The sequence below is a fragment of the Paraburkholderia sp. ZP32-5 genome (assembly GCF_021390495.1).
Taxonomy (GTDB): Bacteria; Pseudomonadota; Gammaproteobacteria; order Burkholderiales; family Burkholderiaceae; genus Paraburkholderia.
This window is the reverse complement of the sequence record NZ_JAJEJP010000001.1, coordinates 3574932-3593226: the sequence shown is the minus strand read 5'-3', so window position 1 is coordinate 3593226 and position 18295 is coordinate 3574932. Positions and strand designations below refer to the sequence as shown.

The following is an 18295-nucleotide window of genomic DNA, read 5'->3' as shown; positions in this document are numbered from 1 at the left end:
CGCAACAGGCGGGGCGGCGTCCGGCGCGCCCTTCTGAAGTCACTTTCCTACGGCGAGGTCAGATGGCAGGCAGCAGCGGCATCATCCATTACCTGCAAACGAGCGATGCGATCACGCATGGTGTCGCGTATGTGCTGCTGGCCATGTCGATTGCGAGCTGGTGTTTTCTGATCGTCAAGAGCTGGATTCTCACGCGCGCGAAGCGTCAGGCCCCCCGGGCGATCACGCAGTTCTGGCAGGCACCGACGCTTTCCGAAGGCGTCGCGGTGTTGCGGCGCGCTGACCGCGAGCGCGTATTCACGCCGCTTGCCGAAGCGGCGCTGCATGCCGCCGAGGTCGATATTCCGGGCGCGCTGCTCGCCCGCGTCGATCGTAGCGAACGGGTGCTGCGGGCGTTGCGCCAGGCGCTCAACGCATCGCAGCGGCGGCTCGAATTCGGCCAGGTGCTGCTCGCATCGGTCGGCAGCACCGCGCCGTTCGTTGGTCTGCTCGGCACCGTGTGGGGTATCTATCACGCACTCGGCAGCATCGCGGCGAGCGGCCAGGCGCAGATCGAGAACGTTGCCGGGCCGGTCGGCGAAGCGCTGATCATGACCGCGTTCGGCCTCGTGGTCGCGATTCCGGCGGTGCTCGCGTACAACGTGCTGGGGCGGCTCGTACGGCAATTGTCGGAGGAACTCGACGGCTTCGCGCACGATCTTCACGCCTACGTGTGCGGACCGGTCGAGCAGACTCACGCGCCGGCGCGCGCTCAGCCGGCTTCGGCCCACGAGACTCAGCGCTGACACGCCGCGCGTGCGGGCCCGCTAGTCGCCCACGAAGAACGCCAGCGCAGGCCCCGCGCAACTCAGACGCAAGGAGAAAGCGACATGGCATTCGGCGGACTCGAGAAAAAACAGACGGCCGCGCCGATGGCCGAGATCAACATGACACCGTTGATCGACGTGATGCTGGTTCTTCTGGTCATCTTCATCATCACCGCGCCGTTGTTCTCGCACGCGATCCGGCTCGATCTGCCGAAGGTCGCGGCGGCGCCCGCGCGTCAGACCCCGCAAACCATTGCTCTATCGATCGACGCGACTGGCCGGCTCTACTGGAACAGCCAGCCGATCACGCTCGCGCAGATGCGCGAGCGTTTCACCGCGGCCGGCAAGCAGGCGGACCAGCCGGAGATCCAGCTGCGCGCCGAGCGCTCGACACGCTACGAAGTGATCGCGCAGGTGATGGGCGCCGCGCAGCAGGCGGGGCTCGAACGGCTCGGCTTCGTCACCGATCCGCCTCCTCCGGGCGCGCAGCACTGACGGGGCGCCCGCCCCTGAACGTCCACGAACACCCGTGAACGCCCCTGAACGCCGCCGCCACGCCGCGCGGCGCGCCGGTCCGCGAACGGTATAATCAGCCCTTTCCCCGCCAGAGGGGAAACGACGCAATCACATCCTGCAGAGCACCCGGCCGGTGCGAAAGCACCGAACCTAGCGATCCCATCACACCATGCACGAAAAATACGTTCCCTCCGACGTCGAAGCCGCCGCGCAAGGACAATGGCGCGCCATCGACGCCTACAAGACGACGGAAGCCACCGACAAGCCCAAGTTCTACTGCGTTTCGATGCTGCCGTATCCGTCGGGCAAGCTGCACATGGGGCACGTACGCAACTACACGATCAACGACGTGATGTACCGCTATCTGCGGATGAACGGCTACAACGTGCTGATGCCGATGGGCTGGGACGCGTTCGGCATGCCGGCGGAAAACGCCGCGATGGCCAACAACGTGCCGCCCGCGCAGTGGACCTACGACAACATCGCTTATATGAAGAAGCAGATGCAGTCGATGGGCCTCGCGATCGACTGGTCGCGCGAAGTCGCGACCTGCAGCCCCGACTACTACAAGTGGAATCAGTGGCTGTTCCTGAAGATGCTCGAAAAGGGCATCGCGTACAAGAAAACCGGCACCGTGAACTGGGACCCGGTCGACCAGACCGTGCTCGCGAACGAGCAGGTGATCGACGGGCGCGGCTGGCGCTCGGGCGCGCTGGTCGAAAAGCGCGAAATCCCGATGTACTACATGCGCATCACGCAGTACGCGGACGAACTGCTGAACGATCTCGACGGCCTCGGCTGGCCCGAGCGCGTGAAGATCATGCAGCAGAACTGGATCGGCAAGAGCTTCGGCGTGAACTTCGGCTTCCCGTACGAAATCGACGGCGAGCATAAGCTGCTGCGCGTGTTCACGACGCGCGCCGACACGATCATGGGCGTCACGTTCTGCGCGGTCGCCGCCGAGCATCCGCTCGCCACGCGTCTCGCGCAGGACAAGCCGGAACTGCAAACCTTCATCGAAGAATGCAAGCGCGGCGGCGTTGCCGAAGCCGACGTCGCGACGATGGAAAAGAAGGGCATGGCCACCGGCTTCTACGTTACGCATCCGCTGACGCAGGAAAAGGTCGAAGTGTGGATCGGCAACTACGTGCTGATGAGCTACGGCGAAGGCGCGGTGATGGGCGTGCCGGCGCACGACGAGCGCGATTTCGCGTTCGTGAAGAAGTACGGCATCCCGGTCAAGCAGGTGGTGGCGGTCGAAGGCAAGGAGTTCTCGACTGAAGCGTGGCAAGAGTGGTACGGCGAGAAGACCGGCACGCTGATCAACAGCGGCAAGTACGAAGGTCTCGCGTATGACGCGGCGGTCGATCGCATCGCAGCCGACCTGAAAGAACTCAGCCTCGGCGACAAGCAGATCACTTGGCGTCTGCGCGACTGGGGCGTATCGCGCCAGCGCTACTGGGGCACGCCGATTCCGATCATCCACTGCCCGACCTGCGGCGACGTGCCGGTGCCGGAGAAGGATCTGCCGGTGGTGCTGCCGGAAGACCTCGTGCCGGACGGCACGGGCAATCCGCTCGCGAAGTCCGAGGCGTTCGTGAACTGCACGTGCCCGACCTGCGGCGGCGCGGCCAAGCGCGAAACCGACACGATGGACACCTTCGTCGATTCGTCGTGGTACTTCTACCGCTACGCGTCGCCGGACGCGAAGACGATGGTCGACGAGCGCACCGATTACTGGGCGCCGATGGATCAGTACATCGGCGGCATCGAGCACGCGATCCTGCACCTGCTGTACTCGCGTTTCTGGGCGAAGGTGATGCGCGACCTCGGCCTCGTCAAGTTCGGCGAGCCGGCCAAGAACCTGCTGACCCAGGGCATGGTGCTCAACGAAACGTATTTCCGCGAAAACGAAGCGGGCAAGAAGACCTGGTACAACCCGGCCGACGTCACGGTATCGTTCGACGACAAGGGTCGCCCGGTCGGCGCGGTGCTGAACGCGGACGGTCAGCCGGTCGTGCTCGGCGGCGTTGAAAAGATGTCGAAGTCGAAGAACAACGGCGTCGACCCGCAGATGCTGATCGACCAGCATGGCGCGGATACCGCGCGTCTGTTCGTGATGTTCGCCGCGCCGCCCGAGCAGCAGCTCGAGTGGTCGGGCTCGGGTGTGGAAGGCGCGAGCCGCTTCCTGCGCCGCGTGTGGAACTTCGGTCACGCGAACGAAACCGCGCTGCGCTCGGGTGGCCAGTTCGACGCTGCCCAGATGGCCGAAGTCGACAAGGCGCTGCGCCGTGAAATCTATAGCGTGCTGAAGCAGGCCGATTTCGACTATCAGCGTCTGCAGTACAACACCGTGGTGTCGGCCGCGATGAAGATGCTCAACGCGCTCGACGGCGCGAAGGGCGCCCAGCCGGCCGTGCTGCGCGAAACCTATGGCGTGATGCTGCGCGTGCTGTATCCGGTCGTGCCGCATCTGACGTTCCAGCTGTGGCAGGAACTCGGCTACGCGGACGAATTCGGTCCGCTGCTCGACGCATCGTGGCCGAAGGTCGACGAGAAGGCGCTCGAACAGGCCGAGATCGAACTCGTGCTGCAGGTGAACGGCAAGGTGCGCGGTGCGCTGACGGTCGCGAAGGACGCCTCGCGCGAAGCCATCGAGCAGATCGCGGCCGCGCACGAAATGGTTGCGAAGTTCAGCGAAGGCAAGGCGCCGAAGAAGATCATCGTGGTGCCGGGCCGTCTCGTGAACGTGGTCGTTTGACGACCCACGCCATCATCCGGCAGGGGGGAGCGCCGTCCGCGTGGCGGCGTTTCACGGCACCGCGAATCCACTGCGAACCAGGAGCGAATGTGACTCGCAGATCGTTTTTGACGCTCGCTTGCAGCGTAATGATGTTGTCGGCCTGCGGCTTCAAGTTGCGCGGCCAGCAGGACTACGCGTTCAAGCGTCTCTACGTGGTCGGCGGCTCGGCCGCGGCTAGCGCGCGGCTCACGCGCATCGTGCAGGGCGGCAGCGATACGGTGGTCGTCAGCTCGATCGCCAATGCCGACGCGATCCTGCAGATCACGCAGAACCGCAACATCAGCACGCTGACACTGAACTCGCTGGGCGTGGTCGCCGAGTACCAGCTGAATCTGCAGATGACCTACCAGCTGACCGGCAAGGACGGCACGATGCTGATCCCGCCGAGCGTGATCGCGCTGAATCGCGCGATGACCTATAGCGACCAGTTCTCGCAGGCGAAGGCGGCCGAGTCCGACATCCTGTTCGCCGACATGGAGAACGACGCGATCGATCAGTTGATCCGCCGTCTGGGCGTGGTGCGCTCGCTGCATCCGGCGCCGGGCGAGGCCGTGCCGGCGGTGGCGCCGCGCGCGCCGCTGCCGCCGCCGCCGCTGTGAGCGGTGGCCTGTTCATCGCCGCTATTCGTGATCGCCGTTCCTGATGTGCCGCAATTCATCCATCCCGCCAACCGTTAGCCATGCAACTGCGACCTGACGCGCTTGAAGCGCATCTCGCCAAGGGCCTCGCCGGACTGTACGTCGTGCACGGCGACGAGCACCTGCTCGCGCAGGAAGCGAGCGACCGCATCCGCGCGGCCGCGCGCGCGGCGGGCTTCACCGACCGCTCGGTGTTTACGGTTGAGCGCGGCTTCGACTGGAGTTCGCTGCTGGGCGCGAGCCAGTCGATGTCGCTGTTCGGCGATCGCCAGCTCGTTGAGTTGCGCATTCCATCGGGCAAACCGGGCAAAGAAGGCGCGGATGCGCTGAAGGCGCTCGCGGCCGCCGTCAACGACGACGTGCTGACAATGATCACGCTGCCGCGCCTCGACGCCGCCACGCAGAAGTCCGCGTGGTTCAGCGCGCTCGCCGACGCGGGCGTCGCGCTGAAGATCGATCCGGTCGAGCGCGCGCAATTGCCGAACTGGGTCGGCCAACGGCTCGCAGCCCAAGGCCAGCGTGTCGCGGCCGGCGAGGAAGGGCGGCGCGCGCTCGCGTTCATCGCCGAGCGTGTCGAAGGCAATCTGCTTGCCGCGCATCAGGAAATCCAGAAGCTCGGGCTGCTGTATCCGTCCGGCTCGTTGAGCTTCGATCAGGTTCAGGACGCGGTGCTCAACGTCGCGCGCTACGACGTGTTCAAGCTCAACGAGGCGATGCTCGCGGGCGACGTCGGCCGGCTGGCGCGCATGCTCGACGGGCTGCGCGGCGAAGGCGAAGCCTCCGTGCTGGTGTTGTGGGCGGTGGTCGAGGAAGTGCGCACGCTGCTGCGGATCAAGCGCGGCGTCGCGGCCGGCAAACCGCTCGCGATGCTCACGCGCGAGAACCGCGTGTGGGGCCCGCGTGAGCGGCTGATCGGACCGGCGTTGTCGCGCGTCAGCGAGGCAGCGCTGGAGAAGGCGCTGGCGCTGGCCGCGCGCCTCGATCGTCAGGTGAAGGGTTTGTCGGGCGGTACGCCGGGCAATCATCGCAACGATCCGCCGCCCGATCCGTGGGATGGGCTCTTCGAGCTCGCGATGACGGTGGCCGCGCCCAAACCATCGGCAGCGGCGCCCGTGCCGCCATCACGACCTCGGACTCCGACTGCCACGCCAGCGCGTAGGTAGGTCAGTCTGAAGCGCGAAGCGAAGCAGGGCGGCGAGCGTCGTCGCGCGTGCCGGTGACAGTTTCGCGCACGCTCGCGTTGTCTGGCCGACCGCCTGTTCGTACGCCGCGCTTGCTCCGACCGCCGACCACCGGGCGAATCCGCGACACGGCGGCGCACTCACCGGCTACGCATAAGCAAAGCCCCTGCACCCGACTTACAATCGCTTGACCTTTCGCTAATCCCCCGACTTTCCGCACGCCGTAGTGCGGGGCATCACGAGAATGACCATGGATATCGACCAGTACATGACCGACCTCGGCCGCCGCGCCCGCCAGGCTTCGCGTGCGATGGCGCGCGCGTCGACCGCCGCGAAGAATGCCGCGCTGGCGGCTGTCGCCGAGGCTATCGAGCGCGATGCCGGGCTGCTGAAAGCGGCTAACGCGCGCGATCTCGAGCGCGCCCGCGATAAGGGCCACGACGCCGCTTTCATCGACCGTCTGACGCTGTCGGACAAGGCACTGAAGACGATGGTCGAAGGTCTGCGCCAGGTCGCGGCGCTGGCCGATCCGATCGGTGAGATCAGCAACCTCAAGTACCGGCCGAGCGGCATCCAGGTCGGCCAGATGCGCGTGCCGCTCGGCGTGATCGGCATCATCTACGAATCGCGCCCGAACGTGACGATCGACGCGGCCGCGCTGTGCCTGAAGTCCGGTAACGCGACGATCCTGCGCGGCGGCTCCGAGGCGCTCGAATGCAATACCGCGCTCGCGAAGCTGATCGGCGAAGGGCTCGAGAAGGCTGGCTTGCCGCAGGACGCGGTGCAGGTGGTCGCGACCGCCGACCGCGCGGCGGTCGGCAAGCTGATCACGATGACCGAATACGTCGACGTGATCGTGCCGCGCGGCGGCAAGAGCCTGATCGAGCGCCTGATCAACGAAGCGCGCGTGCCGATGATCAAGCACTTGGACGGCATCTGCCACGTCTATGTCGACGATCGGGCGGATCTGGCGAAGGCGCTCAACGTCTGCGACAACGCGAAGACGCACCGCTACGGCACCTGCAACACGATGGAAACGCTGCTGGTCGCGCGCGGCATCGCCGCCGACGTGCTGCCGCCGCTTGGGCATTTGTATCGGGCCAAGGACGTCGAGCTGCGCGTCGACACGGCGGCGCGCGCGGTGCTCGCCGATGCGGGCGTCGGCCCGCTCGTCGACGCGACCGAAGAAGACTGGCGCACCGAATATCTGGCGCCGGTGCTGGCGATCAAGGTGGTCGACAATCTGGACGCGGCGATCGACCACATCAATACCTACAGCTCGCAGCACACCGATGCGATCGTCACCGAAGACCACGATCGCGCGATGCGCTTCCTGCGCGAAGTCGATTCGGCGAGCGTGATGGTCAATGCATCGACGCGTTTCGCGGACGGCTTCGAGTTCGGCCTTGGTGCCGAGATCGGCATTTCGAACGACAAGCTGCACGCGCGCGGCCCGGTCGGCCTCGACGGGCTGACGTCGCTGAAGTACGTCGTGCTCGGTCACGGCGAAGGCCGACAGTGATCGTCGCGCCGCGCGCCACAACAACAAGGAACCACCGATGCTCTGGGTAAAGACGTTTCACATCGTATTGATTGCCTCCTGGTTTGCCGGCCTGTTCTATTTGCCGCGCATCTTCGTCAATCTGGCGATGGAAACGGAGCCCGCGGCGACCGCGCGTTTGCTGATCATGGCGCGTAAGCTGTTTCGCTTCATGAGCTTCATCGCGGTGCCGGCGATTGCCTGCGGCTTGTGGCTATGGCTCGTGATCGGCATCGGCAGCGGGGAGGGGTGGATTCACGCGAAGGTCGGCGTGGTCGTGCTGCTGGTGATCTATCACATTTACTGCGGCGTGCTGCTGCGGCGTTTCGAGCGCGGCGAGAATCGCCGCTCGGACAAGTGGTATCGGATGTTCAACGAGCTGCCGGTGCTCGGCATGCTGGCGGCGGTCGCGCTGGTGGTGATCAAGCCGTTCTGAGCGGCTGACGGCGGTTAATGCCGCCGTGCTCGGAAAAGCGAAAGGGCGGTGTGCCGGACAACCGGTACACCGCCCTTGTTGTATCTGGCGCGCGCAATACGTATGGGTATCGCGCTTCGATTTGCCTTCGTGCGTCGTTTGACGCCGCGCTTCCGTCACCCCTGCGAATCCACCCGCCGCCGGTGAATCACCTCCTTCGTCTGCGCAAGCTTTTCCACCAGTTCCGGCCCACGGCTCAGCGCGACGCCGACCGCGAGAATGTCGCCGATCGCCAGATGCGATACGCGCGAGGTCATCGGCGAAAAAATGTCGGTGTCTTCGTCGACGTTCGCAAATAGACCTACCGTTGCAAGCCGCGCGAGCGGCGAATTTCCGTGCGTGATCGCGATCACTTTCGCGCCCGCATGGAGCGCAGCCTTCGCGGCATCGATGATGTCGCGTGTGCGGCCGGTGTTCGAGATCGCGACGACCACGTCGCCCGCGCCCAGCAGCGCCGCCGACATCAGGAACGTATGCGGGTCCGAATACGCGACGCTCGGCATGCCGAGACGAAAGAACTTGTGCTGCACGTCGAGCGCGGCGATGCCCGAGCCGCCCGCGCCGTAAAACTCGATGCGCCGCGCCTTCGCGAGGATATCGATTGCCGCGGCGACGCTGTCCGACGACAGATTGTTGCGCACCTGGATCAGCGCGCCGATGGTGCGGTCGAGCACCTTCGCGGCGACGCCGGGCGTCGGCTCGTCGGGCCGCACGTCGCGGTAGACCGCGGGCACCTCGGCGGCGATTCCCTGCGCAAGCCGGATCTTGAATTCGCGAAAACCCGAGAAACCGAGCGCGTGGCAGAAGCGCGCGATCGTCGGCTGGCTGACGCCGGCGCGCGCGGCGACCTCGGTCATCGACAGATCGAGCACCTCGCGCGGCGCCTCGATCACGTAATCGGCCAGCTTGCGCTCGGACGGGCGCAACTGGTCGCGCATCTCTTCCACCTGGGACAGCATCATCGGAAAACTCGCACTATGCTGAAGAACGTGTGGACTATATCCGATTGCCTGGCGACGCACCAAATCTTGTACAAAAACTACATATCGACGTCTAGGTGTAATCCCTGAGTTTTGATCGCTGAGTGCTGAAGCATAACCCGTAAGGCGAAGCGGCATATCGCAAGATATCGCGGTGCAACAGAAATCGTCATTGTGATGATGTAGTTTTTCTACTAAGATGGCGTCGTTCGATAGCAGAACCCCTGACAATCCGCGACCACCCCGCGATACCGCCTGGCCTCATGCGTGTGTCAGCCGCCAGCGACGAAGGAGCTCCGATGGTTTCCCCGCATTCGCAATTGTTGAAGGTCACGCGCCGCGTGATCGAGCGCAGCAAGCCCACCCGTGACGCGTATCTGGCCCGCATCCATCACGCGCAAGGGCGCTTCCCGGCGCGCGGCGCGCTGTCGTGCGCGAACCTGGCCCACGGCTTCGCGGGTCTGGAGGGCAATGACAAGCTCGCGATCAAGCAGATCCGCCAGCCGAACATCGGCATCGTGTCCTCGTACAACGAGATGCTGTCGGCCCATGCGCCGTACATCAGCTATCCGGACATCATCAAGCAGGCCGCGCGTGAAAACGGCGGCGTCGCGCAATTCGCGGGCGGCGTGCCGGCGATGTGCGACGGCATCACGCAGGGCAACGCCGGCATGGAGCTGTCGCTGTTCTCGCGCGAAGTGATCGCGATGAGCACGGCGGTCGCGCTGACGCACAACATGTTCGACGCGGCGCTGTGCCTTGGCATCTGCGACAAGATCGTGCCGGGTCTCTTGATCGGCGCACTGCAATTCGGCCATCTGCCGACCATTTTCGTGCCGGCCGGTCCGATGGCGAGCGGCCTGTCCAACGACGACAAAGCGAAGACGCGCCAGCTGTTCGCGACCGGCCAATGCGGCCGCGACGCGCTGCTCGAAGCGGAAGCCGCCGCATATCACAGCCACGGCACCTGCACGTTCTACGGCACCGCGAACAGCAACCAGATGCTGATGGAAGTGATGGGCCTGCATCTGCCGGGCTCGGCCTTCGTGCATCCGCACACGCCGCTGCGCGACGCGCTGACCGCGCAAGCCGCGCGCCGCGTGCTAGATCTGACGGTCGAACGCGGCAACTACATGCCGATCGGCCACGTGATCGACGAGAAGGCGATCGTCAACGGCATCGTCGCGTTGCTGGCAACCGGCGGCTCGACCAATCACACGCTGCACCTCGTCGCGATCGCGCGCGCGGCCGGCATCGTGATCGACTGGGACGACTTCGACGCGCTGTCGCAGGCGGTGCCGCTGCTCGCGAAGATCTATCCGAACGGCAAGGCCGACGTGAACCACTTCCATGCGGCGGGCGGCGTCGCGTTCCTCGTGCGCAATCTGCTCGAAGGCGGTCTGCTGCACGACGACGTGAACACCGTCGCGGGCCGCGGCCTGAAGCACTACACCGAGGAACCGAAGCTGATCGACGGCAAGTTGCAATGGGTCGCGGGCGCCGACGCGAGCGCCGACACCGCAGTGCTGCGCGGCATCGGCGAACCGTTCCAGCCGGACGGCGGGCTGCGGTTGATGCAGGGCAAGCTCGGCCGCGGCGTGATCAAGATTTCGGCGGTCGCCGCGCAGCATCGCAAGGTCAAGGCACCCGCGATCGTGTTCGATTCGCAGGAAGCGGTGCAGGAGGCTTTCGACAAAGGCGAGCTGAAGCGCGACTTCATCGCGGTCGTGCGCTTCCAGGGCGCGCGTGCAAACGGCATGCCCGAGCTACATCGTTTGACGCCGCTGCTCGGCGTGTTGCAGGATCAGGGTTTCCACGTCGCGCTGGTGACGGACGGCCGTATGTCGGGCGCGTCCGGCAAGGTGCCGGCGGTGATTCATCTGTCGCCGGAAGCGTTGCTGCAAGGCCCGATCGGCAAGGTCCACACGGGCGACATGCTGGTGATCGACGCCGAAGCTGGCGTGCTCGATATCGACATCGACGAGGCCGAGTGGGCGGCGCGCCAGTGCGACGCGCCGAAGCATCAGGCGGACAACGAAGTCGGCTTCGGCCGCGAGCTGTTCGGCGTATTCCGCGCGGCGGCGGCACCGGCGGAGCAGGGCGCGTCGGTGTTCGGCCGGATGGTCGGCGAGGGCGGCGCGCATGATGGTCAACACGGCCATGGCGGCCATCACAAACACGGCGAGCAGCACGGCCACGATCACCAGCACGGCGATCAACACACGAGCACCGCGCAAGCTGGCGCGGCGCTGCAGAAACAAGGAGTCTGACCATGACGGCGAAAACAGTAAGCGATATCGTGCGCCTCGGCCCGGTGATTCCGGTCCTCGCATTCGACACGGTCGAGCAGGGTGAGCACGTGTCGCGCGCGTTGCACGCGGGCGGCGTGAAGGTGCTGGAAATCACGCTGCGCACGCCGGCGGGCATCGGCGCGATCGAGCGCGCGAGCGAACTCGCCGACGACATCGTGGTCGGCGTCGGCACGATCACGAAGCCCGAGCACTGCCTGCAGGCGAAGAAAGCGGGCGCGCAGTTCGGCGTGTCGCCGGGCCTCACCAAAGAGATGCACCAGGCTGCTCAGGATGCGGGCCTGCCGCTGCTGCCGGGCGTGATGACACCGTCCGACATCATCCAGGCGCTCGAACTCGGCTACGAGATCGTGAAGTTTTTCCCGGCGCAGCAAGCAGGCGGCGTGCCGATGCTGCAGGCGTTCAACGGCCCATTCCCGACGCTGAAGTTCTGCCCGACCGGCGGCATCACGCCGGAAACGGCGCCGCATTTCCTGTCGCTGCCGAACGTGGTTTGCGTTGGCGGTTCGTGGCTCACGCCGAAGGCGGCACTGGCCGCGCAAAACTGGGACGAAGTCACGCGCCTCGCGCGCGCGGCGAGCCAGTTGGCTGCGCCGGCTCATTAACAACGATATCGGGCGCCCGTTACCGTAAGCGGCCGATACTGCGAGTCTCGTCGATACAGCCGTCCGCGGCTGTCGCGCCGAGGCTCTTTTTTTGCTGGATATGCGTGCTGGTTTCGGCGCGCGTTGGGTAAACAAACAGTAAAATTCAGCGACCGCGCGGCCAGCCGGGGTTTCAGGCATCGCACAGGTTGCCCTGAGACGAAATAGCGGCCGTGGTCCGCACTCACAATCAATAACTCAAAAGGAGGAGCTTCATGGAAGCCCACGGCAGCATGCTGCTGATTTACGCGCTGATCGCAATCGCATTGCTGATCCTGATGATCACGCGCTTCAAGGTTTATCCGTTCCTCGTCCTGATCATCGTGTCGCTGCTGCTCGGCCTCGTTGCCGGCATGCCGATGCAAACGATCGTCAAGTCGTTCGAAACCGGTAACGGCAACACACTCGGCCATATTGCGATCGTGGTCGGTCTCGGCACGATGCTCGGCAAGATGATGGCCGAATCGGGCGGTGCCGAGCGCGTCGCCACCACACTGATCAACTGGTTCGGCGAGAAGCACATTCACTGGGCCATGATGGTCGTCGCGATCATCGTCGGCTTGCCGGTGTTCTTCGAAGTCGGCTTCGTGCTGCTGATTCCGATCGCGTTCAACGTCGCCAAGCGCACCAACAAATCGCTGTTGCTGGTCGGCCTGCCGATGGTCGCGGGTCTGTCCGTCGTGCACGGGCTGATTCCGCCGCACCCGGCCGCGCTGCTCGCGGTGCAGGCATATCACGCGGATATCGGCAAGACGATCGCCTATGGTCTGATCGTCGGCATCCCGTGCGCGATCGTCGCCGGCCCGCTGTTCGCGCTGCTGGTGAGCCGCCATATCCAGTTGCCGAAGGAAAATGCGCTGGCCGCGCAGTTTCTCGGGAGCGATGCAAACAACGGTAACGGCGCGAAGGCTGCTACGCCGAAGCGCGAGCTGCCGAGCTTCGGCATCACGCTGGTCACGATCCTGTTGCCGGTGGTACTGATGCTGGTCGGCAGCTGGGCCGACCTGGTGTTCGAGCCGAAGACGCTGCCGAACGATCTGCTGCGCTTTTTCGGCAACACCGACGTCGCGCTGCTGACGGCCGTGCTGGTCAGCTTCTGGACCTTCGGCGCGAGCCGCGGCTTCAACCGTGAGCAGATCCAGAAGTTCTGCGGCGAATGTCTGGCGCCGATCGCGGGGATTACACTGATCGTCGGTGCGGGCGGCGGGTTTGGCCGCGTGCTGATGGATAGCGGCATTTCGAAGGAAATCACCAATGTGGCGACCGCGCTGCATATGTCGCCGCTGCTGTTCGGCTGGCTCGTTGCGGCGATGATCCGTCTCGCGACCGGTTCGGCGACCGTTGCGATGACGACCGCCTGCGGCATCGTCGCGCCGATCGCGTTGGCTGGCGGCGTGCAGGTCAAGCCGGAACTGATGGTGCTCGCAACCGGCTCGGGCTCGCTGATCTTCTCGCACGTGAACGACGGCGGCTTCTGGCTGATCAAGGAGTATTTCGGCATGACGGTGGGGCAGACCTTCAAGACCTGGTCGCTCCTCGAAACTATCATTTCGTTGCTGGGGCTGGCCCTGACCTTCGCGCTCGCGGCGGTCCTGTAAGGAGTTTCAGATGATTCTGATCGCGATGGGCGTGTCGGGCGCCGGCAAGACGAAGATTGGCGAAATGCTGGCCGAGCGCCTGCATTGCAGCTTCACCGACGGCGACGCGTTTCACAGCGCCGCCAACAAGGAGAAGATGCATCACGGCATCCCGCTCACCGACGAAGACCGCTGGCCGTGGCTGAAAACGATCCGCGCGGCGATCGAAGAAAAGCAGAAGGCGGGCGAGACGGCGGTATTCACGTGCTCGTCGCTGAAGCGCTCGTATCGCGACATCCTGCGCGCCGGCGATCAGGACGTCTGTTTCGTTTATCTGAAGGGCTCGCGCGAGGTGCTCTCCGAGCGTCTCGGGCATCGCACCGGGCATTTCTTCGATCCGTCGCTGCTGCAAAGCCAGCTCGATACGCTGGAAGAACCGGGTGACGACGAGGCGATCACGGTCAGTATCGATCTGACGCCGGAAGAGATCGTCGATGACGTGCTCAAGCAGATCGAGCAGCGTTGACGGACTGAAGAACTAGCAAGCCTGCGTTATGGACGCAAAAAAGCCGCTCCTTGGAGCGGCTTTTTTTTCGCCTCGCCGGCACAACCACGCTGCGAGGCTCGCCTGCATCGATCAAGAACGCGGCTTAGCCGATCCGCTTCGCCAGCTCGACGGCCTTGCCGATGTACGACGCGGGCGTCATCGCGAGCAGACGATCTTTCGCATCCTGCGGAATCGCCAGACCGCTGACGAAGCTCTGCAGCGCTTCACGCGTGATGCCCTTGCCGCGCGTCAGTTCCTTCAACTGCTCGTACGGATTCTCGATGCCGTAGCGGCGCATTACCGTCTGCACCGGCTCGGCGAGCACTTCCCAGCAGTTGTCGAGGTCGTCGTTCAGACGCTGCGCGTTCACTTCGAGCTTGTCGAGACCGCGGATCAGCGAGTCGTAGGCGAGCAGCGAGTAACCGAACGCGACGCCGATATTGCGCAGTACCGTCGAGTCGGTCAGATCGCGCTGCCAGCGCGACACCGGCAGCTTGTCGGCGAGATGGCGCAGCGTCGCGTTCGCGAGACCGAGATTGCCTTCCGAGTTTTCGAAGTCGATCGGGTTGACCTTGTGCGGCATCGTCGACGAGCCGATTTCGCCGGCCTTCGTGCGCTGCTTGAAGTAACCGATCGAGATGTAGCCCCACACGTCGCGGTCCAGATCCAGCAGGATCGTGTTCGCGCGCGACACCGCGTCGAACAGTTCGGCCATGTAGTCGTGCGGTTCGATCTGGATCGTGTACGGATTGAACGTGAGCTTCAGACGGTTTTCGACGACGTCCTTCGAGAACGCTTCCCAGTCGAATTCCGGATACGCGGACAGGTGCGCGTTGAAGTTGCCGACCGCGCCGTTCATTTTGCCGAGCAGTTCCACCTTCGCGATACGCTCGATCGCGCGCGCGAGACGCGCGGCGACGTTGGCGATTTCCTTGCCGAGCGTGGTCGGGCTGGCCGGCTGGCCGTGCGTGCGCGACAGCATCGGCTGCGCGGCCTGCGCGTGCGCGAGCGCGACGAGGCGCTGATGCACCGAACGCAGCGCCGGCAGGATCACGTGTTCACGCGCGCCGGCGAGCATCAGGCCGTGCGACGTGTTGTTGATGTCTTCCGACGTGCAGGCGAAGTGGATGAACTCGCTCGCGCGTTCCAGTTCTTCCTGACCCTTGACCGATTCCTTCAGCCAGTACTCGACCGCTTTCACGTCGTGGTTCGTCACGCGCTCGATTTCCTTGATGCGCGCGGCGTCGTGCGCGGTGAAGCGCTCGGCCAGTTGCAGCAGGAATTGCTCGGAGGCTTCGGAGAAGCGCGGCACTTCGGCGAAGCCGACGCGCGACAGCGCGATCAGCCAGTGGATTTCAACCGTCACGCGATTGCGCATGAAAGCGGCTTCCGAAAGCCAGTCGCGCAGGGCTTCGGTTTTCGATGCATAGCGGCCGTCGAGCGGGGAGAGCGCGTTCAGCGCGAACAGGGTATCGGGGCGGGTGTCGGACATGATGGGACTGGGTGGAAGCGTTGAGCGCCCAAAAGAGCGCTGCGGGAACGGAGGGAACCGCGTATTTTACCACCGTGCGTGAAGCGCCCCGCTGTGCCTCGCGCCGTACCCCGCGCCGCTAGAATGCAGACTTCTTCCCTCCCGCCGGCAAGCGCAATCGCATGGAACTGAAATGGCTCGAAGACTTCATTTCGCTCGCGGAAACGCGTAGTTTCAGCCGCTCGGCCGAATTGCGGCACGTCACGCAGCCGGCTTTTTCGCGCCGCATCCAGGCGCTGGAAGCGTGGCTCGGCACCGAACTGATCGACCGTTCGGTTTACCCGACGCGGCTCACCGCCGCGGGCCAGGTGTTCACCGAGCAGGCGCTCGCGATGCTGTCGCAATTCCACGAGGCCCGCGTGCTGCTGCGCGGCCACACCGCGGCGCCGCAGGCGACGATCGAATTCGCGGTGCCGCATACGTTGTCGCTGACCTATTTCCCGCGCTGGCTGCAGCGCATCGAAGCGCGGACCGGTGCAATCCACACCCGGCTGCGCGCGCTGAACGTGCACGACGCGGCGCTCGCGCTGGTGGAAGGCGGCTGCGATCTGATGATGGGCTATCACCATCCAAGCCATCCGGTCGCGCTCGACCCCGGCCGCTACGACATGCTGACGCTCGGCCACGAGCCGATCAGCCCGTTTTCGGCGCCGGGCCGCGCGGGGCGTCCGCGTCACACGTTGCCGGGCACCCCCGACGCCCCCGCGCCGTATCTGTCGTACACGCCGAACGCGTATCTTGGGCGCATGACCGAGGTGATTCTCGCGAACGCGCCGGAGCGCCTCTATCTCGACCGGCTGTATGAAACCGACATGGCCGAAGGTCTGAAGGCGATGACGCTCGCCGGCCACGGCATCGCTTTCCTGCCGCATAGCGCGGTGGAGGATGCGGTCGCCGAGGGCCGGCTCATCCGTCTCGATCGCGCGATGCGCGGCACCCCGGAAGGGCAGCTCACCTTGAGCATGGAAATCCGTCTGTACCGCGACAAGCTCGCGGCGAAAAGCGACGACTCGCGTCAACTGCTCGTGCGGCAGTTATGGGATGTGGTCTCGGAGGAATTGCGGCGCGGCACGGCATAAAAGGAAGCCGCCAGCCTGCGTGCCGACGACACGAATTTGCGGCTTTCCCAACGTTATGCAAGAAAAGCATAACGGGATAAGGAAACGGCATTGGATTTCAAAACGGCGTTTTTCCACAATGCACGCATTCGTCCAACGCCGGAGCGTTCATGTCATCCCAGCAAGAAGCCGCACAAATCGCCACCACGCTGCAGTCCGTTCCCTCCTATCTCAATAGCGAAAACCTTGGCCCCTGGGGCAACTACCTGCGCCAGGTCGACCGCGTCGCGCCGTATCTCGGCTCGCTGTCCCGCTGGCTCGAAACCCTGAAGCGCCCGAAGCGCATCCTGATCGTCGACGTACCCATCGAACTTGATAACGGTACCGTCGCGCACTTCGAAGGCTATCGCGTGCAGCACAACGTTTCGCGCGGTCCGGGCAAGGGCGGCGTGCGCTATCACCAGGATGTGACGCTGTCGGAAGTGATGGCGCTGTCCGCGTGGATGTCGGTGAAAAACGCGGCGGTCAACGTGCCGTACGGCGGCGCGAAGGGCGGTATCCGCGTCGATCCGCGCACGCTGTCGCGCGGTGAGCTCGAGCGCATGACGCGCCGCTACACCAGCGAAATCGGCATCATCATCGGACCGAACACCGACATTCCCGCGCCGGACGTGAACACGAACGACCAGATCATGGCGTGGATGATGGACACGTACTCGATGAACCAGGGCCAAACGGCGACCGGCGTCGTGACCGGCAAGCCGATTACGCTCGGCGGCTCGCTCGGCCGCCGCGAAGCAACCGGCCGCGGCGTGTTCGTGGTCGGTAGCGAAGCGGCGCGCCGCATCGGCTTCGACATCGAAGGCGCGCGTATCGCGGTGCAGGGCTTCGGCAACGTCGGCGGGATCGCCGCGCGTCTGTTCCAGGAAGCGGGCTCGAAGGTCGTCGCGGTGCAGGATCACACGGGCTCGATCTACAAATCCACCGGTATCGATGCGGCCGCGCTGCTCGACTACGTGGCGAAGCACGGCGGCGTCGGCGGTTTCCCGGAAGCCGATGCGATCACGGGCGAAGAGTTCTGGACGGTCGAATCGGACATCCTGATTCCGGCGGCGCTCGAAAACCAGATCACCGAAAAGAACGCCGGCAAGATCAAAACGAAGATCATCGTGGAAGGCGCGAACGGCCCGACCACGACGGCGGCCGACGACATCCTGCACGATCGTGGCATTCTCGTGATTCCGGACGTGGTTGCGAATGCGGGCGGTGTGACAGTGTCATATTTCGAATGGGTGCAGGACTTCTCGAGCTTCTTCTGGACCGAGGACGAAATCAACGAGCGTCTCGAGCGCGTGATGCGCGAAGCATTTGCGGCGGTATGGCAGGTGTCGAGCGAGCAGAAGGTGTCGGTGCGGACCGCGGCGTTTATCGTCGCGTGTAAGCGGATTCTGCAGGCGCGCGAAATGCGCGGCCTGTACCCCTGATTCGCGCCGATCGGCCACGGCTGATGCGGTTTTGACACGGCTTCAGGTCGTCTGAAAAGGCGGGCGGCATCGCGAGCGATGCCGCCCGCCTTCGCATGTCCGCGAAAGGCCCGCGCGCTGGTGCCGCGAAGCCTTCGCGGCGTGCGCGCAACAACATGGTTAATAGCGATACTTTCAGAAAAATTACTTTGCTAAACTGGCGCCGG

At 64.7% G+C, this 18295-nt stretch carries 15 protein-coding genes; 13 read left to right on the top strand and 2 right to left on the bottom strand.

Annotated elements, in window-relative coordinates; genetic code table 11:
- Positions 1–62 precede the first annotated feature (62 nt).
- The 7 genes from L0U82_RS15550 (at position 63) to L0U82_RS15520 (ending at position 7920) form a co-directional block, all read left to right on the top strand.
- Positions 63–785: a MotA/TolQ/ExbB proton channel family protein gene (locus L0U82_RS15550; RefSeq protein WP_233832095.1), complete on the top strand. Its 723-nt coding sequence runs from the start codon at positions 63–65 to the stop codon at positions 783–785.
- Positions 786–869: 84 nt separating this feature from the next.
- Positions 870–1301, top strand: a complete 432-nt coding sequence (locus L0U82_RS15545; RefSeq protein WP_233832093.1) for an ExbD/TolR family protein — start codon at positions 870–872, stop codon at positions 1299–1301.
- A gap of 190 nt (positions 1302–1491) precedes the next feature.
- Positions 1492–4083, top strand: coding sequence for a leucine--tRNA ligase (leuS, locus tag L0U82_RS15540; protein ID WP_233832091.1), 2592 nt, complete (start codon positions 1492–1494; stop codon positions 4081–4083).
- 89 nt (positions 4084–4172) lie between these two features.
- A complete protein-coding gene (locus L0U82_RS15535) occupies positions 4173–4724 on the top strand; it encodes an LPS-assembly lipoprotein LptE (protein WP_233832090.1) in 552 nt (183 codons plus the stop codon).
- 80 nt (positions 4725–4804) lie between these two features.
- Positions 4805–5926 (top strand): DNA polymerase III subunit delta, encoded by a 1122-nt coding sequence (gene holA, locus L0U82_RS15530; protein WP_233832088.1) that lies wholly within the window; start codon positions 4805–4807, stop codon positions 5924–5926.
- Between the two features lie 268 nt (positions 5927–6194).
- Positions 6195–7466 carry a glutamate-5-semialdehyde dehydrogenase gene (locus tag L0U82_RS15525; protein WP_233832086.1) on the top strand — a complete coding sequence of 424 codons (1272 nt, stop codon included), beginning with the start codon at positions 6195–6197 and terminating at the stop codon, positions 7464–7466.
- Positions 7467–7503: 37 nt separating this feature from the next.
- Positions 7504–7920, top strand: coding sequence for a CopD family protein (locus L0U82_RS15520; protein ID WP_233832084.1), 417 nt, complete (start codon positions 7504–7506; stop codon positions 7918–7920).
- Between the two features lie 155 nt (positions 7921–8075).
- Here the strand turns inward: L0U82_RS15520 and L0U82_RS15515 are convergent, their stop codons facing one another.
- Positions 8076–8921, bottom strand: a complete 846-nt coding sequence (locus L0U82_RS15515) for a MurR/RpiR family transcriptional regulator (protein ID WP_233832083.1) — start codon at positions 8919–8921, stop codon at positions 8076–8078.
- A 317-nt stretch (positions 8922–9238) separates the two neighbouring features.
- On the opposite strand from L0U82_RS15515, the gene edd reads away from it, so the two are divergent.
- The 4 genes from edd (at position 9239) to L0U82_RS15495 (ending at position 13995) form a co-directional block, all read left to right on the top strand.
- Positions 9239–11209, top strand: a complete 1971-nt coding sequence (edd, locus tag L0U82_RS15510) for a phosphogluconate dehydratase (RefSeq protein WP_233832081.1) — start codon at positions 9239–9241, stop codon at positions 11207–11209.
- 2 nt (positions 11210–11211) lie between these two features.
- Positions 11212–11853: a bifunctional 4-hydroxy-2-oxoglutarate aldolase/2-dehydro-3-deoxy-phosphogluconate aldolase gene (gene eda, locus L0U82_RS15505; RefSeq protein ID WP_233832079.1), complete on the top strand. Its 642-nt coding sequence runs from the start codon at positions 11212–11214 to the stop codon at positions 11851–11853.
- Positions 11854–12107: 254 nt separating this feature from the next.
- Positions 12108–13490, top strand: a complete 1383-nt coding sequence (locus L0U82_RS15500) for a GntT/GntP/DsdX family permease (protein ID WP_233832077.1) — start codon at positions 12108–12110, stop codon at positions 13488–13490.
- Positions 13491–13500: 10 nt separating this feature from the next.
- Positions 13501–13995: a gluconokinase gene (locus tag L0U82_RS15495; RefSeq protein ID WP_233832075.1), complete on the top strand. Its 495-nt coding sequence runs from the start codon at positions 13501–13503 to the stop codon at positions 13993–13995.
- Positions 13996–14119: 124 nt separating this feature from the next.
- Here L0U82_RS15495 and purB read toward each other — a convergent pair whose 3' ends face one another.
- Positions 14120–15508: an adenylosuccinate lyase gene (gene purB, locus L0U82_RS15490; RefSeq protein ID WP_233832074.1), complete on the bottom strand. Its 1389-nt coding sequence runs from the start codon at positions 15506–15508 to the stop codon at positions 14120–14122.
- A 161-nt stretch (positions 15509–15669) separates the two neighbouring features.
- Between purB and L0U82_RS15485 the strand changes: the two genes are divergently transcribed.
- Both L0U82_RS15485 and L0U82_RS15480 read left to right on the top strand, forming a co-directional pair.
- Positions 15670–16626: a LysR family transcriptional regulator gene (locus L0U82_RS15485; RefSeq protein WP_233832072.1), complete on the top strand. Its 957-nt coding sequence runs from the start codon at positions 15670–15672 to the stop codon at positions 16624–16626.
- Positions 16627–16775: 149 nt separating this feature from the next.
- Entirely contained in the window at positions 16776–18089 is a 1314-nt protein-coding gene (locus L0U82_RS15480) for a Glu/Leu/Phe/Val family dehydrogenase (RefSeq protein WP_233832070.1), read from the top strand.
- Positions 18090–18295 lie beyond the last annotated feature (206 nt).